The organism is Vibrio sp. Y2-5 (assembly GCF_014596725.1).
Lineage (GTDB): Bacteria > Pseudomonadota > Gammaproteobacteria > Enterobacterales > Vibrionaceae > Vibrio.
Genome location: NZ_JACVEG010000001.1, coordinates 753,391 through 776,949 on the forward strand (window position 1 = coordinate 753,391; position 23,559 = coordinate 776,949).

The 23,559-nt window shown below is 42.2% G+C and carries 23 protein-coding genes; 17 read left to right on the forward strand and 6 right to left on the reverse strand.

Features of this window, described 5'->3' with window-relative positions:
- Nucleotides 1-41: 41 nt before the first annotated feature.
- Both HUO09_RS03500 and HUO09_RS03505 read right to left on the reverse strand, forming a co-directional pair.
- The gene (locus tag HUO09_RS03500) at nucleotides 42-674 is read right to left on the reverse strand and encodes a YdcF family protein (protein ID WP_167412673.1); all 633 of its coding nucleotides are present in this window, start codon (nucleotides 672-674) and stop codon (nucleotides 42-44) included.
- A 4-nt stretch (nucleotides 675-678) separates the two neighbouring features.
- Nucleotides 679-1,497, reverse strand: a complete 819-nt coding sequence (locus tag HUO09_RS03505) for an NAD(P)H-binding protein (protein ID WP_188232988.1) — start codon at nucleotides 1,495-1,497, stop codon at nucleotides 679-681.
- 250 nt (nucleotides 1,498-1,747) lie between these two features.
- Here HUO09_RS03505 and HUO09_RS03510 point away from each other — a divergent pair, with 250 nt between their 5' ends.
- From HUO09_RS03510 to citC, 4 genes are all read left to right on the forward strand, one after another.
- On the forward strand, nucleotides 1,748-2,740 hold the full coding sequence (locus HUO09_RS03510; protein WP_167412671.1) for a tripartite tricarboxylate transporter substrate binding protein: 993 nt from the start codon (nucleotides 1,748-1,750) through the stop codon (nucleotides 2,738-2,740).
- Between the two features lie 87 nt (nucleotides 2,741-2,827).
- Nucleotides 2,828-3,322 carry a tripartite tricarboxylate transporter TctB family protein gene (locus HUO09_RS03515; protein ID WP_188232989.1) on the forward strand — a complete coding sequence of 165 codons (495 nt, stop codon included), beginning with the start codon at nucleotides 2,828-2,830 and terminating at the stop codon, nucleotides 3,320-3,322.
- Nucleotides 3,323-3,333: 11 nt separating this feature from the next.
- Complete coding sequence (locus tag HUO09_RS03520; RefSeq protein WP_217701676.1) at nucleotides 3,334-4,839, forward strand: tripartite tricarboxylate transporter permease; 1,506 nt, start codon at nucleotides 3,334-3,336, stop codon at nucleotides 4,837-4,839.
- A 226-nt stretch (nucleotides 4,840-5,065) separates the two neighbouring features.
- Nucleotides 5,066-6,160 carry a [citrate (pro-3S)-lyase] ligase gene (citC, locus tag HUO09_RS03525; RefSeq protein ID WP_167412669.1) on the forward strand — a complete coding sequence of 365 codons (1,095 nt, stop codon included), beginning with the start codon at nucleotides 5,066-5,068 and terminating at the stop codon, nucleotides 6,158-6,160.
- 128 nt (nucleotides 6,161-6,288) lie between these two features.
- Here the strand turns inward: citC and citX (HUO09_RS03530) are convergent, their stop codons facing one another.
- Entirely contained in the window at nucleotides 6,289-6,789 is a 501-nt protein-coding gene (gene citX, locus HUO09_RS03530; protein WP_188232990.1) for a citrate lyase holo-[acyl-carrier protein] synthase, read from the reverse strand.
- Nucleotides 6,790-7,091: 302 nt separating this feature from the next.
- On the opposite strand from citX (HUO09_RS03530), the gene HUO09_RS03535 reads away from it, so the two are divergent.
- The 10 genes from HUO09_RS03535 (at nucleotide 7,092) to citG (ending at nucleotide 17,339) form a co-directional block, all read left to right on the forward strand.
- Nucleotides 7,092-7,352, forward strand: a complete 261-nt coding sequence (locus HUO09_RS03535) for an OadG family protein (protein ID WP_188232991.1) — start codon at nucleotides 7,092-7,094, stop codon at nucleotides 7,350-7,352.
- Between the two features lie 17 nt (nucleotides 7,353-7,369).
- Complete coding sequence (gene oadA, locus HUO09_RS03540; RefSeq protein WP_188232992.1) at nucleotides 7,370-9,157, forward strand: sodium-extruding oxaloacetate decarboxylase subunit alpha; 1,788 nt, start codon at nucleotides 7,370-7,372, stop codon at nucleotides 9,155-9,157.
- Nucleotides 9,158-9,166: 9 nt separating this feature from the next.
- Nucleotides 9,167-10,468, forward strand: coding sequence for a sodium ion-translocating decarboxylase subunit beta (locus tag HUO09_RS03545; RefSeq protein ID WP_188232993.1), 1,302 nt, complete (start codon nucleotides 9,167-9,169; stop codon nucleotides 10,466-10,468).
- A 166-nt stretch (nucleotides 10,469-10,634) separates the two neighbouring features.
- Nucleotides 10,635-12,254, forward strand: a complete 1,620-nt coding sequence (locus HUO09_RS03550) for a sensor histidine kinase (protein ID WP_188232994.1) — start codon at nucleotides 10,635-10,637, stop codon at nucleotides 12,252-12,254.
- Entirely contained in the window at nucleotides 12,251-12,943 is a 693-nt protein-coding gene (locus tag HUO09_RS03555; protein ID WP_188233191.1) for a response regulator, read from the forward strand. Before HUO09_RS03550 ends, HUO09_RS03555 begins: the two co-directional genes overlap by 4 nt.
- Nucleotides 12,944-13,184: 241 nt before the next feature.
- On the forward strand, nucleotides 13,185-13,481 hold the full coding sequence (gene citD / locus HUO09_RS03560; protein ID WP_167411761.1) for a citrate lyase acyl carrier protein: 297 nt from the start codon (nucleotides 13,185-13,187) through the stop codon (nucleotides 13,479-13,481).
- Nucleotides 13,478-14,353 (forward strand): citrate (pro-3S)-lyase subunit beta, encoded by an 876-nt coding sequence (gene citE / locus HUO09_RS03565; RefSeq protein ID WP_167411760.1) that lies wholly within the window; start codon nucleotides 13,478-13,480, stop codon nucleotides 14,351-14,353. Before citD ends, citE begins: the two co-directional genes overlap by 4 nt.
- 72 nt (nucleotides 14,354-14,425) lie before the next feature.
- Entirely contained in the window at nucleotides 14,426-15,895 is a 1,470-nt protein-coding gene (gene citF, locus HUO09_RS03570) for a citrate lyase subunit alpha (protein WP_188233192.1), read from the forward strand.
- A 3-nt stretch (nucleotides 15,896-15,898) separates the two neighbouring features.
- Complete coding sequence (citX, locus tag HUO09_RS03575; protein WP_188232995.1) at nucleotides 15,899-16,420, forward strand: citrate lyase holo-[acyl-carrier protein] synthase; 522 nt, start codon at nucleotides 15,899-15,901, stop codon at nucleotides 16,418-16,420.
- On the forward strand, nucleotides 16,407-17,339 hold the full coding sequence (gene citG / locus HUO09_RS03580; protein WP_188232996.1) for a triphosphoribosyl-dephospho-CoA synthase CitG: 933 nt from the start codon (nucleotides 16,407-16,409) through the stop codon (nucleotides 17,337-17,339). Before citX (HUO09_RS03575) ends, citG begins: the two co-directional genes overlap by 14 nt.
- Nucleotides 17,340-17,774: 435 nt before the next feature.
- Here citG and HUO09_RS03585 read toward each other — a convergent pair whose 3' ends face one another.
- A complete protein-coding gene (locus HUO09_RS03585; protein ID WP_167411757.1) occupies nucleotides 17,775-18,050 on the reverse strand; it encodes a hypothetical protein in 276 nt (91 codons plus the stop codon).
- A gap of 477 nt (nucleotides 18,051-18,527) precedes the next feature.
- On the opposite strand from HUO09_RS03585, the gene HUO09_RS03590 reads away from it, so the two are divergent.
- A complete protein-coding gene (locus tag HUO09_RS03590) occupies nucleotides 18,528-19,847 on the forward strand; it encodes a DNA repair protein (RefSeq protein WP_188232997.1) in 1,320 nt (439 codons plus the stop codon).
- 66 nt (nucleotides 19,848-19,913) lie between these two features.
- Here HUO09_RS03590 and HUO09_RS03595 read toward each other — a convergent pair whose 3' ends face one another.
- Nucleotides 19,914-20,147: a TIGR02647 family protein gene (locus tag HUO09_RS03595; protein ID WP_167411755.1), complete on the reverse strand. Its 234-nt coding sequence runs from the start codon at nucleotides 20,145-20,147 to the stop codon at nucleotides 19,914-19,916.
- A gap of 336 nt (nucleotides 20,148-20,483) precedes the next feature.
- Between HUO09_RS03595 and focA the strand changes: the two genes are divergently transcribed.
- The gene (gene focA / locus HUO09_RS03600; protein ID WP_188232998.1) at nucleotides 20,484-21,326 is read left to right on the forward strand and encodes a formate transporter FocA; all 843 of its coding nucleotides are present in this window, start codon (nucleotides 20,484-20,486) and stop codon (nucleotides 21,324-21,326) included.
- A 259-nt stretch (nucleotides 21,327-21,585) separates the two neighbouring features.
- Here focA and HUO09_RS03605 read toward each other — a convergent pair whose 3' ends face one another.
- Nucleotides 21,586-22,374: an ABC transporter permease gene (locus HUO09_RS03605; RefSeq protein WP_167411753.1), complete on the reverse strand. Its 789-nt coding sequence runs from the start codon at nucleotides 22,372-22,374 to the stop codon at nucleotides 21,586-21,588.
- Between the two features lie 196 nt (nucleotides 22,375-22,570).
- Here HUO09_RS03605 and HUO09_RS03610 point away from each other — a divergent pair, with 196 nt between their 5' ends.
- The gene (locus tag HUO09_RS03610) at nucleotides 22,571-23,476 is read left to right on the forward strand and encodes a manganese-dependent inorganic pyrophosphatase (RefSeq protein ID WP_188232999.1); all 906 of its coding nucleotides are present in this window, start codon (nucleotides 22,571-22,573) and stop codon (nucleotides 23,474-23,476) included.
- The last annotated feature ends 83 nt before the right edge of the window (nucleotides 23,477-23,559 follow it).

Below are 23,559 nucleotides of genomic sequence, written 5' to 3' on the forward strand. Positions count from 1 at the left end.
TGGCATTGCCATCCTTTTTTGCTTCACAAGCTCCGTATCTATTAGGCGGCCAGTGGCTTTAATGCTGAATAGGCTTGTAATACTTCCTCTGGGATTTCCTGTTCAATCTGGAAACCTTTGGCAGGGTAGCTTTGAATACGCTCAAAATCGCCAATCAGCGCTTCAACGACGAAGTCTAACGTCAGGTCTTCAGTCAGATAATCAAAGAAACTATTCGCCTGAGACGTCACTTGCAGTGATTCCAGTTCCTCTGGCCATTGCTGCATAAAAGTCGCATACGCTCGTCTTTCCATATAAGGCTTCTGAACTAAAATGATTTTTTTGGCTGTGATGCCTTTTTTCTTTAGAAGCTCGTAGGTGAAAAGTACATTTTCGCCACTGTTAGAAGAACGCGGCTCTAGCAGTATGGCGTCACTTGGTAAGCCGCAATCTTTTGCCACTTCAGCGAAAGTTACTGCTTCGCTGCGTTCAAATAGTCCTTCAGTGAAACGACCATGACCGCCAGAGAATACAACCAAAGGAGCCAAGCCTTGATGATAAAGGGACGCTGCAACTTCGGCGACACGAGTATCGTTGCTTCCAAGAACAATGATGACATCGGCTTTCTGTAGCTGGTGTCCCATTTGCATATATTGCCAAAGCGTTTCTAAATGCTGATAAATTCGTTTACTCATCGCCTTACAAGGCCTCCAGAGTGTGAGAATAGTGAAACTTGTATCCCGCTTTGATGAGTTTGTCACTGACAATTCTCTTGTCTGCAACATCAACAATTGGAGGGAGTTCTTCATCCAAATTTGCGGCTTTAAGAGCGGCTTGATAGAACTCAGCTTTGCTCACAGTCGCAGGAGTGGTGGCGTTAACTATCGTATGGTTGAGGTGCTCAATAGCAAAAACTGTCGCACCGATAGCATCGTTGAGGTGCAGCATGTTTGCTGGCGCCAATCGACTGACCTGCTTTAACTTAGCCGCAAAGCGGGAAGGGTGACGATTGGGGCCAATAAGACCACTGCATCGAACAATGACGTAATCTAAGCCTGAGTCTATTACAGTTTGTTCCGCCTGCAACATCTTCTTCGCATTGGCTGAGAATTCATCGTTATTTACAGTCAGCTCAAGAGATGCATCTTGTTCACACATTTCGTCTGCTCGGTCGGGATAGACAGTGGTTGAACTGATCATGACCAACTTTTGAACTTCCGAAGACAGAGCTTTTTCAGTTAAGGTTTGCCATTGGGTAATGTATTCATCACCTTGTCCACGGCGAAAGCCCGGGGGGAAACTACCGACAACGGTATCAATGTTGAACTTGGAAAGTGTATCAGCTAGACCTTGGGGGTTATTGAGGTCACAAACAAAACCAGCGATTCCATTTTCTTTAAGCTCTAATAGACCTGCATCGGATGTTCTGCTGGCGATCACCGAATAGCCTTGCTTATCTAGCTGTTTGGCGAGCGGTAAACCTAACCAGCCTGCACCAATAATAGCGATTCGTTTCATCGTTTTACCTTTAACAATGGCTTTGTCTAAATACTATCGCTTGTAACGGCTAAATACTAATTGTTCTCTGAAGGTGGAGGATTATTAAAATTCATTAACGCCATTTTCAGCATTAAAGAACTAATCTTAAGAGTTTTAACTCACAAATAACATTACAGCTCTCATGGATAATTAATTCATCGACGCCAAGCTGATGAAAATAAATTAGCGAAGCGTTGGATAGTTTCCAATAACAATAATAGGAATTTCCATGAACATGAATATCAAAAGTGTAATGATTGGTACCGCCCTAGCTTCTGTAGCGTTTATGCCGTTGAGTAGTGCAGTGGCAAAGGACTACCCGCCTAAAACTATGTCTTTTATTGCTCCCGCTGGTGCAGGTGGTGGCTGGGACTTAACCATACGTACAGTCGCTAAAACGTTGAAAGACACCAAGCTAGTTAAATCGAATATGCCGATTACTAACCGACCTGGTGGTGGTGGTGCAGTGAACCTAGCTTACATGCAGACTCAGATGGGTAAAGACAATTTAATCTCTGTTTACTCCCCACCAATTTTGCTCACACATTTAACCGGATCAAGTAAATATAGCTACAAAGATACGACTCCTCTCGCTCGATTAATTACTGATTACGGCGCGTTTGTTGTTTCTAAAGATTCCAAATATACCTCGATTAAAGAAGTAATGGATGCTCTAAAAAAGGATCCAAAATCGGTGAAAATTGGTGGTACTTCTTCTGCGGGTAGTATGGACCACATTCAGTTCCTTATGGTTGCGAAGGCGGCTGGTGTGCCGAAGTTAAACCAAATTGACTACATCTCTTTCCAAGATGGTGGTGCGGTTGCTCAAGTATTGGGTGGACACGTAGACCTTATCTCTACAGGACTTGGTGACGTAGTTCAGTTGGTGAAAAGCGGCAACTTGCGCGCATTAGCACAAACAGCAGATAAACGTGTTGGCGAAGGTGTTATCGCGGATATCCCGACAGTGAAAGAACAAGGCATTGATACAACGTTTGAAAACTGGCGTGGCCTGTTCGGACCAAAAGATATGCCTGATTACGCGGTTGCTTACTGGGGCACAACGCTTAAAAACATGGTTGAGTCACCGGAGTGGGCCGAAGCTCGTAAACGTAACGGTTGGGATGCCGCATATCAAAATGGTGAAGATTTCACTAAGTTCCTAGCCAAAACTAACGACCAATATAAAGAAATTTTAGACGAAATTTTCGCTAAAAAATAATGTTCTGTTCCTACTACATAAGAGGGGAATATTCCCTCTTATTCTTGATTTAAAAATAATTAAATCTAGCAATAAGGTCTTGTTCCTATGAAGAAAAATGATGTCAGTCCTAATTGGGACGCATTCACGGGATTATTTGCAATAGGTTTTGGCGTTATTTACGGATATATGTCGTATTCGATGCCAAGAGCTGCATTTGGTAATCCTATGGATCCAATTTATTTCCCTCTTGGAGTATCCGCAATTTCATTTTTAATCGGTATTCTTTTACTGGTTAAAAGCAATTTTAATGCTTCAGTACAAGCATATAAAAACTTGATTAACGAAGATGCTAGCAAGAAAAATGACCGTCGCCGTATTTTATATACCTGTCTTCTTTCGGTTGGCTACGCGCTTATATTTGAACATCTAGGATACGTTATCAGCACATTTCTATTTATGGTTGTGATGATGACAATTACTAGTGGGAAAGAGGATTGGAAAAAAAGTGTCGTTATCTCGCTTGTATTTTCTGTCGGCGTTTATTTCATATTTAACACGCTATTAAGTATTAGCCTTCCACCATTACCATTCGGGGAATAGGGTGAACTATTATGATGGATACTTTATCTAACTTAGTGAATGGATTTGGCGTCGCTTTACAGCCTTACCATCTATTACTTGTAACTGTGGGCGGCGTACTCGGCACTATCGTCGGTATGTTGCCTGGCTTAGGCCCTGCGACAGGTGTTGCGGTGCTATTGCCGATGACTTTTGCGATGGGACCTACGGCTGCATTGATCACTATGACTGGTGTTTATATCGGTGCAATGTTCGGTGGTTCGCGCAGTTCTATTTTGATTAACACTCCGGGAGACGGTGCAGCCTTGGCCGCAACTTTTGATGGCTACCCAATGGCAATGAAAGGCCGTGCTGAATCTGCGTTGGCCATTTCTGCAATAGCGTCATTAGTCGGCGGTACTATTGCGGCTATCCTGATGACATTATTGGCTGAGCCAGTGGCGAGTTTTGCCTTAAAATTTGGTCCTGCTGAGTACTTCTTGTTAATGGTCGCCGCGCTATCTATGACAGCTTCCATGTCTAAAGGAAACATGCTCAAAGGCTTCTTCTCTATGGTGATCGGCTTAGCAATAGCCACTATTGGTATCGATGCGCAGTCTGGGGTTGAACGTTTCACTTTCGGTAACCTTGAGCTTCAAACGGGTGTTGATTTCCTTGTTGTTATTATTGGTATCTATGCACTAGGTGAAGTATTTAAGAGCTTCCGTTCATTAAGTGAAGGTACGAAGAAAGCGCAAACCAAGTTCAAACGTATTTGGATTAGTGGTGATGATTGGTCTCGTTCAAAATGGCCGATTCTACGTAGTGCTCCAGTTGGGTTTATTATCGGTTCTCTACCCGGTGCGGGCGGTACGATGGCATCGCTTATGTGCTACAACAATGAGAAGCAACTCTCCAAAAACAGCGAAGAATTTGGTAAGGGTGCTATTGAGGGGCTAGCTGCACCAGAATCTGCAAATAACGCAGCGTCTATCGGTGCAATGATCCCAATGTTATCACTAGGTGTACCAGGGTCTGGTACGACGGCTGTGATGATGGGTGCACTATTGATGTTGGGTATTCAACCAGGGCCGCTTCTATTCACTCAATATCCAGAAACAGCATGGGGTCTTATCGCGAGTATGTTTGTTGCCAACATCATCTTAGCGGTGGTGAATATCCCACTCGCTGGTGTATTGGTTCGAGTGCTAGCCATTCCACCAAAAATGCTTTACCCAATTGTATTAGGTCTTGCATTCATTGGTTGTTACGCAATTAGTAACTCAGTTATTGACTTCTATATCCTAGCTATTTTAGGTGTGGCTGGTGTAGTGATGAAGCGTGCTCATGTGCCTACAGCGCCGATGATTCTTGCTTGTATCGTAGGTGGCACGATGGAGCAGTCATTCCGTCAAGCATTTAGAATCTCAAACCAAGAATTGTCGATCTTTACTCACTCAACCGTTGCTCAAGTGCTCATTGCTATTACTGTTTTGTCAATTGCCGTACCTCTGATTGGTATGCTACGTAATCGCAAACAACAAGCTCAAGTGGCTTAAATGGTATCTCAACAGTGAACTAAGAAGTCAGCTCGGATTTATCTGGGCTGGCTCTTTTTTGTTTATGAATGGGTTTTCAATTTAGAGCGTGATGCTCACCGTGAGAGAATAAATTCATAAACGCCATAAACAGTTTTAATGCTTCTTTATAGATTGCTCGAAAGTCACTAAATTATTTATAGGACTTAAGATAATTCGTTATCCGTTTTGTTGTTGAGAGATCGCTGTGTTTGATACATACCAATTCCAGAAAATTAATACTCAAAATAGCAGCCAAATGGAAAAGGTGCGGCAGTTCTTGCTTAGTATGGGGTTAGGGATAGATGCCGATGTCGAGTTTTTTGTCATTGCTTTGAATTCTGCCGCAGTTGTTGGATGCGCGGGGTTGGCTGGACACACACTCAAGTCGGTAGCCGTTTCTCCGGACTTACAGGGAACGGGGTTGTCAACGCGATTACTCACTGAAGTTGTCACGAATGCTTATGACATGGGACGTTATAACCTGTTTATCTACACCAAGCCAGATAATTACCGCATGTTCCACGAAGCGGGATTTCACCAACTTACCGCCGTAAAAGACAGAGTTGTCTTATTGGAAAACAGCAAAACAAGACTTAAGGAACATTGCGAAAATTTAAGTAGCTTTGCTCAACCGGGTGAAAAAATTGGCAGTATTGTTATGAATGCCAATCCGTTTACCAACGGACATCGCTATTTAGTAAAGCATGCTTCAGAAAACTGTGACTGGGTGCATCTGTTTGTTGTGAAGGAAGACCGTTCTTTCTTTTCCTATTCAGACCGCCTAAATATGATCAAAGCGGGCGTGAAAGAGTTTAACAACGTCACAGTTCATGCTGGCTCTGACTACATCATATCCAGAGCGACTTTCCCAAGTTATTTTCTAAAGGATGAGGGAGTAATTAATTACTGCCATACCGCTGTAGATTTGCAAATTTTCCGTCAGTATATTGCTCCAGCCTTAGGTATAACGCACCGATATGTAGGAACGGAACCGATTTGTAAGGTAACCCGTTTCTACAATCAGCAAATGCACCAGTGGTTATCGACACCAACCATTGACAGCCCTAAAGTGACTTACGTAGAAATTCCTCGCTGTGAAGAAGCAGACTCACCAATATCGGCTTCTTTAGTTAGACAGTTATTATTTGAAAACAACTGGCAAGCTATTGAAAAAATTGTTCCAGAAACGACTTATGCTTATTTACATCAACTGTTTAAGGAAGACACTTCCGCCTATCACGCGAAGAGAAAACAAGCGGCGCTAAGAATTGCCCAAGCAAAGCAATTGAGCATGAGTTGACAGTAGAACTAAGCTGACGGTCGATCAGTAAAATAAAAAAGAGAACTGAGCGGCTTAAATAGAGGGGCGGTCAGTTCCCAATAATAGAGAGATAATTTTTATGGTAACTCGCACAGAGTTAAACAGAATTAGAACTGTGCGATGATTGAGTTGATTTTGTGCTTTATTTCATCAACAGAATGACGATGATTCATTGAACAGTAACTGGCGGGATATTGGCACAGAATGCAGCGTCTAGGTTCCATCTGAGAACCTCTCCTGGAAACCGCATAGCCTTGCGGGTCAATAATATCAATGTTGAATAGGTCGCCTAGTGGGTGACTGTTTTCAATTTTCACCATAGCACGCTTTAAATTTGTCGTAGTGATACCTTTCACCACAAACACTGATTCTAGATTCGAATTATTGGTGGCATCTTCGTGCTCTAGCACCATCGCATTCAAGAGCGCTAATTTTTTGTTCACTTCTTCTAACGCCAACTTATAAACAAAATGAGCCTGTTCACTTTCATTAAGCTCACTGGAAATATTCGTTTTGACGATAATTAAAGGAAGTTCATATTTTCTTGTTAATTGAGTTTGTCGCTTTAGATTATTTAAACAAATTTGATGAACATCATACAAAGACATAACACTCCCCATGATGAGTTTTCCTCTTCAGACCAATATCCCACTAATGCTAATAACAGAGGTATCTAGTAACTGAGGAGTGAAATACAAATTATGGTAAATCTTGTGTTGTTAATGGATTAAATGAATTTATTTCTTTGAGTGTATCTTTCAATTTGGGCAAGAATCTTGGGTGAAACCAATTAAATTTATTTACGCCATTTAATACGTTTAATGGTTCCAATTGAATGATGTGCTTCACGAAGTCCATTCCTTCTATTTCGTTAGACTATTTGAACTTTCAATATCCAAAGGTTCGAAAGATGAACGAAGGTCCAATTATTCTTGAAGGCGTCAATCTTATGTTTCTGGGCATGGGATTCGTTTTTTGTTTTCTAGCGCTCCTAGTCGCGGCAACCCGTCTGTTATCCATTTTATCGATTAAGTTTTCACCCCCTGAAAAAGCGGTTGTTTCAACAAATAAACCAGTTTCTACCGTCGCGCAGGATGACAATTTGGTCGCCGCGATTTCCGCAGTACTACACCACCACAATCAAAAAATTAATAAGCAAGTTCAGGCTTGAGGTTAGAGGAATTTAATATGTCTAAAATAGCTAAACCACTCGGTATTACTGACGTTGCATTGCGTGACGCACATCAATCGCTACTCGCTACGCGAATGAGATTAGATGATATGTTGCCGATAGCATCTAAGCTCGATGAAATTGGCTATTGGTCACTAGAATCTTGGGGTGGTGCGACTTTTGACTCCTGCATCCGATTCTTAGGCGAAGATCCGTGGGCGCGTCTAAGAGAGTTAAAAAAAGCAATGCCAAACACCAAGCAACAAATGTTATTGCGTGGTCAAAATATCCTAGGTTATCGCCATTATGCCGATGATGTTGTCGATAAGTTTGTTGAGCGTGCTGTAGTCAATGGTATGGATGTTTTCCGTATCTTTGATGCATTAAATGACACTCGTAACATGAAACGCGCAATCCAAGCGGTAAACAACCAAGGCGCACATGCACAAGGTACCATCTGTTATACAACCAGCCCTGTTCATACCATGCAATCATGGGTTGATGTGGCAGAGCAACTTTTGGAATGTGGCGTTAGTTCGATTGCGATTAAAGATATGTCCGGTGTTATGTCTCCGTACGAGGCTTATGAACTGGTTTCTAACTTGAAGAAACTTGTGGATGTTGAGCTTCATCTTCACTGCCACTCCACAGCGGGTATTGCGGATATGACATTGCTTAAAGCGATTGAAGCTGGCGTTGACCGCGTAGATACCGCGATTTCTTCTATGAGTGGTACTTACGGTCATCCATCGACTGAATCGATCGTTGCGGCATTGAAAGGAACGGAACGCGACACTGGGTTAGATATCGAGAAATTGGAAAGCATTGCCGCTTACTTTAGAGACGTTCGTAAAAAATACCACGCTTTTGAAGGCCAACTAAAAGGCTCCGATTCACGCATTCTTGTTGCTCAAGTTCCAGGCGGAATGCTAACGAACATGGAAGGTCAGTTAAAGCAACAAAACGCGTTGGATAAAATCGATGAAGTACTGACAGAAATTCCGAAAGTCAGAAAAGACCTAGGTTATATCCCGCTAGTAACACCAACTTCTCAAATCGTGGGTACTCAAGCCGTTATTAACGTCATGATGGGTGAACGTTATAAAACCATCACCAAAGAAACGGCAGGGGTATTAAAAGGTGAGTATGGTAAAACACCAGCGCCAGTTGATTCAGAGTTGCAAAAACGTGTACTCGATGGCGCTGAAGTGATCACTTGCCGACCAGCAGATCTCATTGAACCTGAAATCGACCAGCTAATGGAATCGGTAGTGAATCAGGCGCAGGAAAAAGGCATCGAACTGGCTGAAAATAGCATTGATGATGTACTAACTGTCGCTCTGTTTGACCAGGTCGCGTGGAAGTTTTTGGCTAATCGCAATAATCCAGAGGCTTTTGAGCCAGTTCCAACTGTTGCCGAAGTGGTTAAACAGCCTAAAGCAGCGAAGCCTTCAGACAAAGCTGTATACACAGTGAACGTGAACAATCAGGCTTACGTAGTTCAAATCAACGAAGGTGCTGATCCTGAAGTTCTGGCTGCTTCAACGAGTGCTCCTGTTGCCGCAGAACAGCCGGTTGTTTCTTCGGGTTCGGCTGAACCAGTTTCCGCTCCGCTAGCAGGTAACATCTGGAAAATTCACAAAAAAATTGGTGATATGGTCAAAGAAGGTGAAACATTGCTAATTCTCGAAGCGATGAAAATGGAAACCGAGATTAAGGCGTTTCGTGACGGTAAAGTCGAGTCAATGGCTGTATCAGAAGGCGATGCGGTTCAGGTCGGTGATGAACTATTTGCATTGGCATAAGGATCTGAAATGGACAGTGTAATCGGTTTAATCAGTGATTTTGGCATTCTCCATCTTCAATGGGGCCAATTTCTGATGATTATCATTGGTATGATTCTGCTCTATCTGGCAATCGTGAAAGGTTTCGAGCCATTGTTGCTCGTGCCTATCGGATTGGGCGGAATTCTTTCAAACTTGCCTGACGCGAACCTCGCCATTAATGCGGTAGATGCTGCTATTCACGCTGGCAAAGCAGATGTAATGCAAGCATTCGCGCAGATACTCAACGTTGTAGAATCTACGCCGGATGCGATCAAGCATGCTGTGCAGATGGCCACTCCTGAGCAGAAGATGCATTTGGGTTTGCTTGCTGAGCAATATCAATACTCTGACGGCATGCTATACACCTTTTACCATGTAGCCATTGCCTCTGGGGTAGGGCCTCTGGTGATATTTATGGGTGTAGGCGCTATGACGGACTTTGGTCCGCTATTAGCCAATCCTAAAACTTTGCTACTGGGAGCCGCTGCGCAATTCGGTATTTTTGCCACGGTGTTGGGTGCGCTTGGTCTAAGTCAGCTAGGGATAATGAATTTCAGCGTAGCTCAAGCTGCAGCTATCGGCATTATTGGTGGTGCAGATGGGCCTACGGCTATTTATGTATCAAGCCTGCTCGCTCCTGAACTCCTAGGCGCGATTGCTGTGGCAGCATACTCATATATGGCATTGGTTCCTATGATTCAGCCACCGATCATGCGTGCGCTGACAACAGAGGCGGAACGTAAAATCGAAATGAAGCAACTTCGCAAAGTCGGCAAGATCGAGAAAGTGTGCTTCCCGCTAATGTTGCTGGTTCTTATTGCTATGTTGTTGCCTTCAGCAACACCACTGATGGGAATGTTTTGTTTTGGTAACTTGATGCGTGAATGTGGTGTTGTCGAACGCCTTTCTGATACAGCACAAAATGCACTTATCAACATAGTGACGATATTCCTTGGATTATCTGTGGGTTCAAAACTTATGGCAGATAAGTTTTTACAACCACAAACACTTGGAATTTTGGCTCTAGGGATTGTTGCTTTCTGTGTGGGAACCGCAGCAGGCCTTTTGATGGCGAAACTAATGAACAGGCTCTGTGTTGAAAAAGTTAACCCATTAATTGGTTCTGCAGGTGTATCAGCAGTGCCAATGGCAGCTCGAGTATCAAACAAACTGGGCTTAGAATCGAACTCACAAAACTTCCTACTTATGCATGCAATGGGTCCTAATGTTGCGGGCGTTATTGGGTCAGCGGTTGCCGCCGGCGTAATGATTAAATATGTACTTGGCTAATCATTGGAGAAATCAGTAACGAAGGAGGGAGACAGCGTTCTCCCTCTCTGCGTTTTCATCATCTTTTGACACACATTACTAACTTGGCTGGCGAAACAGGCTAACATTCGTATCTGAATTGAGCACTTTATAAGTTCGCATTAATTAATAATAAGGAAATAAATGTATGAATATGATGGAAAAGATGAAGACTGGAGCTTCTTTTCGCGTCAAAGTTTTTCTTCTTATTTTTGCTCTTATGAGCCTTCAAATGATTTTCATGGGTGTGAACTTTCATCAGTCCTTACTTGATACGCTTGAGCATCAGGTTGGAACACGAGCGCTAATTCAAGCGAAGGAAATTGCTAGTGACCCGAACTTAATTCAGGAAGTTAGGATAAAAAACATCCCAGCAATAGAGAGAATCATTAATCGTTTAACCAAAATATCGGATGCGAGTTTTATTGTCATTGGTGATGACGATGGCATACGCTTATCTCACCCGATAAAAGAAAATATTGGTTTGCCGATGCAAGGCGGGGATAACGCTGCCGCATTAGAGAGGGGTGAATCCTATATATCTGTTCGCAAAGGTTCTTTGGGATATGGCGTTCGCGGTAAAAGTGCCATTGTAGACTTCGACGGTGAAATCATTGGTGTTGTTTCTGTTGGGTACCTGTTTAACCGATTTGACCAATGGCTTGTATTCTATGCAAAACCAGTTTCTTTTGAACTGGGAGCAATTCTGCTGTTAACGCTGATAGGCGCTTGGCTTTTCTCCAGTCATATCAAAAAGAAAATGAATGGAATGGAGCCTTCAGAAATTGCGTTAGCACTTTACTTGCAGCGTTCTATTTTGCAATCCGTGTATGAAGGGATCATCGCCATCGATAAAACTGGCAAGATTCTCGTAGTAAATAAAAGTGCGATTGATTTGCTAGGTACCGATAAACAAGTGAGTGAAATAAAGAATAGAAGCATTTTGGAATATCTCAATCACACTCAGTTCTTTTTTCAAACTCCCTACGAAGAAAATATAAAAGATGAAATTGTATCTATTAATGGACAAACTCTGATTGCTAATAGAGTCGCCATTTTTGATAAAGATATGTTAATTGGTTGGGTAATCAGTTTTAGGCACAAGAATGATATAAATTCATTAACGGCTGAATTGACTCAAATCAAACAATATACAGATAGCTTGAGAGTAATGAGGCATGAGCATGCGAACAAATTATCAACAATATCGGGTTTAATTGAGATTGGTGAATATGAATCTGCGCTCTCATTAATTAATAATGAAAATACGAAAAAACAACAACTTATTGATTTCATACGTGCAAGAATAAAATGCAAACAAGTCGCGGGTATATTACTTGGGAAATATGCTCGATCTCAAGAACTGGGACTTCAGTTACAGTTTGATCCTACCTGTCAGTTATATAATTTACCGGACAATATTGATGATGATGAATTATCCGCAATTATAGGTAACTTGATCGACAACGCATTTGAAGCGACGCTTAAAAATCCTGAAAGCGATAAAGTAATAACATTACTTATTACAGATGCAGGAAAAGAATTAGTTATTGAAATTGGTGATAATGGATGCGGCATTGATCCTGAAATAGCAGGAACGATTTTTAACCGAGGCGTTACAAGTAAAAATGATGATAAAGGGCATGGTATTGGCCTGTATCTGATTAATCGTTATGTAACGAATGCCGGTGGTGTCATCTTGGTCGACAACGCAGAGCCTAAGGGCACTATTTTTTCTATTTTTATTCCAAAGAACGGTAACAGATAATGGACTCTATAGATGTTTTAATCGTTGAAGATGAAGTTGGAATTGCTGAGTTACATGCACAATTTTTAAGGCAGATGATGCGTTTTAGGCCAGTAGGTATCGCTAATACTATTAGCATGGCTAAAACAATGCTCAAGGTTAATAAGCCGAAATTAATTATATTAGATAACTTTCTTCCCGACGGTTTAGGCATTGATTTGTTAAGAAGTATCGTTGCGGATAAATCAGATTCAAAACCAGATGTTATATTGATCACAGCTTCTAGCGAAATGGAAACGGTTAAAGAGGCAATGCACTGTGGATGCTTCGATTATTTACTAAAACCCGTATCGTATGTTCGCTTGAAGGATACATTAAATCGCTATGTTCAATATAATAGTGCAATAAATGCTTACGATAATATTAGCCAACGCCATGTCGACGACCTTTTCAATATTCAGGCTAGAGAAAAATCAGCGAATACCTTGCCGAAAGGTATTGGTGAACTGACCTTAGATAAAATAAAGCAGACCTTTATTGAAAACACGGGGATTAAATATACGGCTGAAAGGCTAGGAGAGCAGGTCGGCATCAGTAAGACAACGGCGAGACGTTATTTAGAGTATTGCTCAGCAAATGGTTTCTTAGATGCTGAGAATGAGCATGGTCGAGTGGGACGTCCTGAGCGAGTCTACGTAAAAACCAATTAAACACTTCTTAATTTGAAAAACGGCTAAAGATATCTTTAGCCGTTTCTTTATTGCCCCAGACTAAACGAAATAATTTAAACCATTTAAATCATTAATGGTTTTTAGCTTCCGACTAAACATGATTAGCATCGCCAAAAACATCGCGGATAGCAAAGAGAATAGACGTTAGTTATTCGGCAGTGACTTTCATTGCCTTTATTCAATTTCCTGCCATCCGAAATGGGGTCCATGAGGTGCACATATGATAATCAGTCAGCGATCATACGCTGGAACATTGGAATCTAGCGACTTACTCGTCGAAATAGTCCCGTCAGCCACAAATAGCTTGGATATAGAAATTACCAGTTCCGTTGAAAAGCAATTTGGAGAGTTAATCCGAAATACGGTCATCAGCACTTTGTCAGAGATGGGCGTTCAGTCTGCGTTGGTCAAGATCAACGATAAGGGTGCTTTGGACTGTGTCATCAAAGCCAGAGTTCAAGCCGCTGTGATTCGTGCAACAGCTGCCAATGATATTGTTTGGGGGACTTTAAAATGAGCAAGTTACGCAGAAGTATGTTGTTTGTCCCCGGTTCAAATGCCGCGATGTTAAGTAACTCATTTATTTATAACCCAGATGCCATCATGTTTGATTTGGAAGATTCCGTATCAATACGTGAGAAAGACACCGCACGAATGCTCGTCTTCAATGCACTTCAACATCCTATGTATAAAAACATTGAAACCATCGTGCGCGTTAACGGTTTGGATACGGACTTTGGTCCTCTTGATGTAAAGGCAGTGGTAAAAGCTGGCGTGAATGCTGTGCGTTTGGCTAAAACGGACAGTGCACAAGATGTGCACAATATGGAAGCACTCATTACTGAAGCTGAGATGGAGTTTGGTCGTGAAATTGGCAGTACAAAAATGCTTGCTGCGATTGAATCTGCAATGGGGATCAATAATGCAGTTGAAATTGCGAAAGCATCAAGCCGATTGATCGGTATCGCTTTGGGTGCGGAAGATTATGTTCGTGACCTCAGAACCCAACGCACTGCTGAAGGTGTAGAACTCTTGTTTGCACGGTGTTCCATTCTTCAAGCCGCAAGAGCAGCAGGAATTATGGCGTTTGATACTGTCTATTCTGACGCAAACAATGAAGAAGGCTTCATTCACGAAGCTGAACACATCAAATCTCTAGGCTTTGACGGCAAATCACTGATTAACCCTCGCCAAATTGAAATTATCCACAACATCTTTGCTCCGACCCAAAAAGAAGTTGATCACGCAAATGCCGTGATTGAAGTGGCGGCAGAGGCAGAAGCCCAAGGCTCAGGCGTTGTGTCGCTTAACGGCAAGATGGTTGACGCGCCAATCATAGAGCGTGCTCGGTGGACACTACAACGTGCGCAATCAGGAATCAGACAGTAGGGCAATATGATGACAACTATGACTAATGCAATTGATCGTAAAATAGATATTGATGTTGAGAGATGCCCAACATTGTTGCCATATTCTGGTGCGCATGAGCTGACTTCTCATCTGCTAAACAGAAACACCAAAAGAAGCCGCAAACTGTTTGAAAGCGTAGAAGAGGCCATTAAAAGCGTAGGCTTGGCTGATGGCATGACGATTTCGTTTCATCACTCATTCCGAGGCGGAGACAAAATCATCAATATAGTGATGAAGGTGATCGCTTCGATGGGCTTTAAAGATCTTACTTTAGCTTCAAGCTCACTCTCTGATATTCACTCGCCACTTGTTGAACATATAAAAAATGGAGTAGTGAAGAAAATATACACATCTGGAATGCGTGGACAATTGGCTGACGAAATCTCCCGAGGTTTATTGGCTGAGCCAGTTCATATTCACTCCCATGGTGGGCGTGTTCACCTCGTGCAGAGTGGTGAACTGAATATCGATGTCGCGTTTATCGGCGTATCAAGTAGTGATGAATTCGGTAATGCCAATGCGGTAAAAGGGCAGTCTCGCTGTGGTTCTCTTGGATACGCACAAATAGATGCTCAGTATGCGAGAAAAACTGTTGTGCTTACTGAGTCTGTCGTTGATTTTCCAAACACACCAGCATCAATCGCTCAAGACCAAGTTGATGCCGTTGTGAAGGTGGCAGAAGTAGGGGATGCATCCAAGATTGGTGGCGATGCAACGCGTATGACGACCAATCCACGTGAGTTGTTAATTGCTCGCAAGGCGGCAGATGTTATTGAGCATTCAGGTTATTTCAAAGTTGGCTTTAACTTACAAACCGGTTCTGGCGGCGCATCTTTGGCGGTGACTCGCTTTTTAGAAGATAAGATGGTCAGACGAAACATTACGGCGAACTTTGGTCTCGGGGGCATTACGGCCACAATGGTTGCACTGCACGAGAAAGGGCTCATTAAAACGCTACTTGATGTGCAGTCATTCGATTCTGTTGCTGCCGACTCATTAGCTCGAAATCCTAATCATATTGAAATTTCTGCCAATCAGTACGCAAACCCTTCTTCTAAAGGGGCGATGGTCGATCGATTGGATGTCGTTATTCTCAGTGCTTTAGAAATAGATACTGAATTTAACGTCAACGTTATCACGGGTTCAGACGGTGTGATACGAGGAGCGTCTGGTGGTCACAGTGATACCGCTGCGGCAGCAAATCTCACTATCGTTGTTGCTCCGTTAATCCGTGGTCGAATCCCAACCGTTGTTAACTCTGTATTGAATGTCGTGACTCCGGGGACGCAAATTGACGTACTAGTCACCGATCACGGTATCGCTGTCAATCCGAACCGCGAAGAAGTTAAGGCTCGGTTGAACAACGCGGGAATTCAGACCATGGATATCCATGAACTGCAACAACGCGCTGAGTCTTTGACGGGTATACCAAAGCCCATTGAGTACTTAGATAATGTCGTTGGCTATGTACGTTACCGTGACGGTTCTGTGATTGACGTGATTCGTCAGGTTAAGGAGTAAATCGTGTATCGAGGACCAGCAATTACCCTAGAGCAGGTCTTAGAGAATCGAGAGCTTCGTGCGCATCGGCAAAGAGAATGGGTTTCGACCCATTCTCTGCCTATTGTGAGCTTTACGATTAATATGCCCGGTAGTGTCAAGCTGAATCAAATATCTCAAATCGGATTTAAAGCTGGTCAGGAAGAAATCAGAAAGGCCTGTATGCAGTCGGGTTGTTCGAGTTTTATCAGCCAATCGTTCATCAATGATTGTGGTTGTGAATCGATAAGTGCGATTGGCGGCATTTCTCCCCAGCAGTTGAAGCGTTTGATGATAGAGGTGGAAGACACCCATCCATTAGGTCGTCTGTTTGATATCGATGTTTTTGATTCTCAAGGCGTGGCGCTTTCTCGCGACCAGCTTGGGTTTGCAAGACGGCGATGTTTCATTTGTGGCAGAGACGCAAAATTGTGCGCTCGAAATCGAGTTCATCCACTTCCGGCCCTGATTGACAAATTGAGTGAGATTATTCATGAATACCACTAATTCTTTACGTTGGCTTCTGAGCGACTGTTGCTTATATCAGAAAACAGATTGTGGAACCTTTGAACTCAATATTTGCGAACTGGTAGGGAATCTGGCCTATCATGCGATGATGCTTGAAGTTCATCTGACGCCAAAACCTGGCTTGGTTGACTGTGTCTCCACCGGAGCACACCGTGACATGAACATCGATACCTTTGTAACAAGTGCAAATAGCCTGCGCCCTTACATGCTGAAGTTTGTTAAATCCGGTTACGATCAATATCTAAATGCGCCCTCGAATCTCCTTCCTAACCTTCGTAAAATTGGCATCGAAGCCGAAAGAGCAATGTTTACCGCGACCGCGGGCGTTAATACCCATAAAGGGATGATTTTTACGCTTGGTTTGATTTGTGGCGCAGTAGGCTGGTTATACAAAAAAGAATCCACATTCGAATCTTCTCGAATTCAATCGGTAATTAAGGAATGCTGCGCACAGTTGGTTACTGATGAGCTTGAGAACTCAAATAAAATTCCCGTTACGGCTGGGGAACAAATGTATCGCCGTTATGGGTTAGCGGGAATCAGAGGTGAGGCGGCAAGAGGCTACCCTATGATTTTTGATTGCGCTCTACCAACTTATGAGCTGGCAATAGAAAAAGGTTTATCTGAAGAACAAGCCATGTTTAAGACCTTGTTGATGATTATGTCGCGTAATGAAGATTCAAACTTAGTTCATCGAGGGGGGATTGAAGGTCTTGAATATGTAAAGGGACATTCAAAATCATTGTTGGAAAGCTGCGCAGTTGATGATGGCAACTTTGAACAACGAATGCTGGATTACGATAAACAACTTGTAGAAAAAAATCTAAGTCCAGGTGGAAGCGCAGATTTACTGGCCGCTACTTGGCTGATTGCACAGCTAAACTTACTTAATCGCTAATCGCTAATCGCTAACCGCCATAATCGAAATCGAATAGAAGTTCGTTACTCAATAAAAAAAGGCAATGGAAAAGAACTCCCATTGCCCACCAACAAATCCCTACAATTAAATCAGTGTTGATCAAAACCTATTGGAACTACTTCGATATCATTTTCCAGCTCAATTGGGTTGTGGAAGTTTTCGTAGTGATGCTGGCAAAGGGGTATCTGAAATACATCGTCGGTTTGGTTATTCGAAGAGCTTAGATTTTGGCTTTTAACCAGAACCTGACGCGTATATTTGTTTGTACAGTTTACTTCCGCACAAAATGTATTTTTTAATTTGTTTTTTGAATCAGAGAATTCATTTATCAGATTTGATTCACTATCTAATATATTGTTTACGAGCATATCGTAATCCTTTGACGTTCTTTGTTTATTATTCGATGGATAATCGCTATAAAGTGAATCCGATAGGGACAAGTTCAACATTGTCCAGGATTTCCAATTGACTGCATTCTTTGTTCCCGTGCTCTGTGCACAACGGGATCACGTAGATAGACTCTTTTTGATCATTAGGGTCAGCAACAAAAATGGCTTGGTTGTGATTTCTTGCACAGTTAGGCACTGAACATTTTTCATGGCTACTTTTACTAAAGTATTTCCAATATGAGAGCCAGTTTTCTTTTGCTTTTTGAGTAATGAATTCTTCAGGTAATCGTGAAACTAACATGATTTTATCCTCTTGGACTAATAATCTGCTTGCCGTTATTACAACGCCTATTGGCGTTTCAGTTTCTAATTAAATTCATATGTTTTTGTGGTTTTTAAAGAATATTTAAATTTTATGGAGGAAATCTAGTCAGAAATTTTATTGAGGATATTTTTGTGATTAAAAGTAAGCAACTTGCGAATAAGAAAACTACTCAGAGCGGACTTAATACGCTTCGATGGCGAGGTTAGCGACGGGAGCATCAAACGAGACTCTGATGTGTGCGATGTCCGTTTCTTAGCACGCAGCGTGTTAGCTGTTCATTCTGTAATTTATGTTTATGAAAAGTTTGTGTTTTATTATTTTTATCTATGAATTAAAGTGCCTTAGCTCGCTATGTTTTCGTTAAGGCGTCATGTTTTCGTTGAGAACATACCTCAGTCAAGATGGTGGAGCAGGTTGGCACTATTCAGTTGTAAAAATAATAAGGTCTAATCAATGACAAATATTAGAATGACACTACTGGCTTCAGTGGTCGTCTTTGCGCTTGCAGGATGTCAAAGTACATCCGAACCCGTTTCTCTCACCCAAGAAACAAATCATGTTGAACAATCTGTAGAAACTCAGTTCGCTGAGATCGATCAGGTCTACCAAAACTGGTTGGAAGTACTGAAAGACAGCGATGGCCTGTCACTGTATTCACCAAGCCATTTCAAACAACTGGCAGACGCGTGGTCAAGTTCTACAGACGTTTATAAACAAGTCGAATCTGAGCCAGCGTTAATTAAGAAAGACTACTCGTTATTCTCCAGCAAGAGTTATAAGCAAGTCTTTGAAGAGAACATTGCGAAGGTAGAAACTTCTTATCGCGAGCTTCAAGGGTTTAAGCTGAAAGCAGACAACGCGTTAGCCGACTCAATTGCACAAATGGCGTATTTAGATAGCATCGCAACCGTTAGTTATTTCCCTTCTGACTACAAAAAAGTAGATGCAGACTATCGCAATTTGTTTATCGATGTACGTGATGACAAGCTTGAAGCTGCGCAGGAAAAACAAGTGAAATTCCTAGCGAAGGCAAAACTGTTAGAGGTTAAGGTTAACCACAAAATTTATATCGAACCTTTAGAGAAGCAAGCAGCAGTACTTAAGAAAGAAGGGCTGTCTCGCGTTGCTCCGTTAACCTTTAACCGAGTAGAAGGTGAGATTACCTTAGCGACGAATGTTGTTTCTACTAATCCTAGAGATACGCAAAGTGTTCAGAACGCCGTTAAGCGAGTGGAGTTTGAGTTGAAACACGTTGCTCAAGTCGCGCATCAAGTTAAGTTGTTAGCCGCTATTGAAGACAACAAGTTCGAGCCCATCGTGCTTGAAATGGAAAATAACTTATTTGCTATCTCTCAGAAAATCGATGGTTCCGATTACCGTGACACTATGTTGCGTGAACAGGCAGAACGCATTCTTACCAGCGTGGAAGGTCTAGTTGCGGCTGATAAAACCAATGCTCTAAAAGAGCAGGTAAATGCGTTAACAGTTAAAGTCGAGACGTTAGAAGCGGATAATAAGAAGCAAGTTGAGGCTCTTGCACAAGCCTCAGAGAAAGAGCAGCAGCTTCAGCAACAGAAAACGCGCGATGAAAAGTATATTCGCCGTATGGATGAGTTGGTTGCTTCTTTAAAGCAGCTTCAGGTTGCACCAGCTACTAAACCCGCAAGCGAAGTTGAAGCTCCGGTAAACGCAGCAACACCAGTGGAAAGCGCACCGTTAAGTGAAGAGATTGCAATGCCGGTTGAAAGTGCAGCACAAAGTGATGCTAGCTAACTCAATTTAAAACAGCAGAAACAAGAAGAGCGCCATTGGCGCTCTTCTTTATTGATTTCAGGATGTTTATGCCGTCAATACTCTCAAAATACGGTCTGCGTTTTCAGCCATTTCAATACCTTCATCAGTCAGGTATCCACCGTCAGGCAGAGTGCATAGACCTTTATCATGGAGTCGTTTTGCGGCTTCTTGCATAGCTTCGCCCGCTTCGTTATGTACTTTAATACCCGTTGCAGCACTGCTGATGTCAAATTGCACAAGAAGATTTAATTCATCTAAGTGTTGTTGGGAAAATTTCATGACACACCCTTCTTACTCGTTAAGTTAAGTTCACAATAGGCGTAGCCATAAAAAGACGCAACGACCTAAAAACAGAAGTGTTAGCTAGAACCAATATGGGCGTTTTTTACACATAACAAAAACTTTACAACCTATGTGGTATAAGGCTTTAGTAAATTACATTACGTTATTAAAATTCTGTTTTTTATTATCAAACAGTATTTAATTTGTCTGTGAGGTATTTCGAAGTGCTCCCGAAATAAACATTTTTAGTTAACGCAAAAATAGCCCTTGAATAATCGTGGTTTTGGAGCGATTATCGCGAGCTATCTTTGTATCAAAATGTAACTTTTAATTATGGAACATAGTCAATTCGATTCGTTGCTCCCTCCTCAGATGGCTGAACGTGCCGCTGAGACAGGTGTTGGTAAAGCAACCAAAGCCGCATACAAATCTTTTCTTCTAGCCATTTCTGCGGGTATTCATATTGGTATTGCATTTGTGTTTTACACCGTAGTGACCACTGGCGCTCATGATTTACCTTATGGCGTTACGAAATTATTGGGCGGTATCGCGTTCAGCTTAGGCCTTATTCTTGTCGTCATTACTGGAGGTGAGTTGTTTACCAGTACCGTTCTTACGCTGGTGGCAAAAGCGAGCGGAAAAATTTCATGGCTTCAGTTGATGAAAAACTGGACGGTGGTATATCTGGGTAACCTTGCAGGTTCTGTCTTATTAGTCGCTATTATGTTGTCTACGCGTCAATACATGGAAGATGGTGGTCAGCTTGGACTGAACGCTATGGCAATTTCACAACACAAACTTCATCATACTTTTCTTCAGGCGTTTTCTCTGGGTTTGATGTGTAACATTTTGGTTTGTTTAGCCGTTTGGATGACGTTCAGTGCTCGCTCATTAACAGACAAGGTTATGGTATTGGTGTTACCTGTCGCTATGTTTGTATCATCTGGTTTTGAACACTGCATCGCGAATATGTTCCAAGTACCTATGGCTATCGGTATTAAAAATTTTGCTCCGGAAGCATTCTGGCAAATGACTGGTGCAAATATCGCTGATTATGCTGATCTCAATATGATGGAATTTATCGTGAATAACTTAATTCCGGTAACTCTGGGCAACGTTGTTGGCGGTGGTGTGTTTGTTGGTATGTGGTACTGGTTGATTTACCTGAAAGATTAGTCCTGACGGACGTTAATATCAGACTAAAAAAGAAAAGCGGCAAAAATGCCGCTTTTTTCATGATTTCTATCTCAAGCTTTTGTTGCGCAACAAAACTCGTTATTCACCTTATCCACAATTTCTGTGGATAACCTGTTTTAAATACAGTGTGTAAACGCAACTAAATGATTTTTTCAATAATTGTGCACAAATTACGTGCGACAAACGCACTATTTTAGGGTGTTAAATAAAGGTGATAATTTGTACTGCTTTTCAATTTCTAGTCACGAAATGTCACATTTACGCGACCTTCTTTGGTAAAAGTAGCCTTTAAGGTCAAATGAATGGATAAAGTGAGAGAAATCGTCATCATCACAAAGATGGCTATCATAATCATCAATTGATATTTGATGGCGACAAGGGGGGAAGCCCCACCCAGTATTTGCCCTGTCATCATACCTGGTAGTGTTACTAAACCCGTTGTTGCCATTGAAGCAAGAATAGGAGCGTTTGCTTTTCGTAGTGCGTTCCTGACAAAATCCCGCGAAGCATATTGAGGTGATGCACCTAATGAGATTGCCGCTTCGTATTCACTCTTTCGCTCTTCGAAAGCTGTGAATAAGTTCTGCAAAGCAACGATGTTTCCACTCAGGCTATTTCCTAGAAGCATTCCGGCTAACGGGATCAGATATTGTGCACTGTACCAAGGTGATGGTTGAACAATACCGAAACAGAGAATGGTCACAATCGGGAATAGTCCTGCAGCTAAACCCAAAGTAATGGGTATGAGCAACTTATTGGTTGGAAGGCGGGTTTTTGAAACGATAGAACTGGCTCCGACAAGTATCATCAATGAGAGCCAAACAAGGTTGACCCAAATGCTGTTGAGCTTGAAGAGATATTCCAAATACATACCTACGAGCACAAGCTGTACCGTCATTCGCCCGACGGAAATGAAGATCTCTTTACCGATACCCAGTTGATAAATTCTACTCACCATCACGGGAATAATGAGCACCGAACTAAAAATAGCTAATTGCCACCATGCGATATCAATCGTGCTGTTCACCTTTTCTCCCGTTTAAATGTTGTTCGTCTTTGAAATCTGTTTGCTAATTATTACTTAACTCATGATTCCAACAAGCAAAAAATCGATGAGTTAGTCACTCTTTATTGATTTAGCTCCATGAAGAGTTCCGCAAAATAAGTACAGTACTCATCTTTATGTGTTGTTTACCCTTAGGGTCAGAATAATAGGAAAAGTGATGATTTTAGTAGTCGGTCATAAGAATCCAGACAGTGATAGTATTTGTAGCGCATTAGTGGCTGCCGAACTGTTGAAAGCTCGCGGTTTAGAAGCAAAAGCGGTACGCCAAGGCGAAATTAATCGTGAAACTCAACATATCTTGACGACCGCAGGCGCTGATCAACCTGAATTGCGTACTAGCGTAGCAGGTGAAAAAGTTTGGCTAGTGGACTACACCGACTTAGCTCAAGCTCCTGATGACTTAAATGATGCAGAAATTTTAGGTATTGTTGACCACCACCGTTTAGGTGACGTGATGACAGTGAACCCACTGGAAGCATGGATTTGGCCTGTAGGCTGCACCAGCACCATTTTGTTTAACCTATTCAAAATGGAAAATGCACCCATCACTAAGCAAACAGCAACGCTTATGATCTCTGCTATTCTTTCTGACACTGTTGGCTTTGCTTCTCCAACTTGTACTCAAAAAGACAAAGATGCGGTTGCTGAGCTGGCTGTTCTGGCTGAAATCGAAGACTTAGAGGCATTTATCCAAGCGCTTCTGATTGCTAAAACAGACATTGAAGGCTTATCTGCGGCTGAACTGGTTGAGAAAGACTTAAAAGCGTACCCATTTAATGGTCGTGATGTTGTCGTTGGTCAAATTGAATTGGCGACATTAGACCAAGTTACCACTATGATTGATGCGCTAGAAGCGGATTTGGAGCGTCGTTGCGAACAAGAGAACCTCGCGTTTGCAGCTCTAATGTTGACTGATATCACTACAGCACAAACCCGTTTGCTGTTTAAAGGTGAATGGTCAGAGAAACTGGCGAAGCATCTGTCTGATGGAGTATTGATGATGGAAAATACTCTAAGCCGTAAGAAGCAAGGCTGGCCTTGGTTACAGACTGAGCTAGCTTAATCGCTGATTTCGGGTATGATGCCCAGCCTAATAAAGGTTTTAACGCCCATAGCTTAGAAACTGCTGTGGGCGTTTTGTTTGGA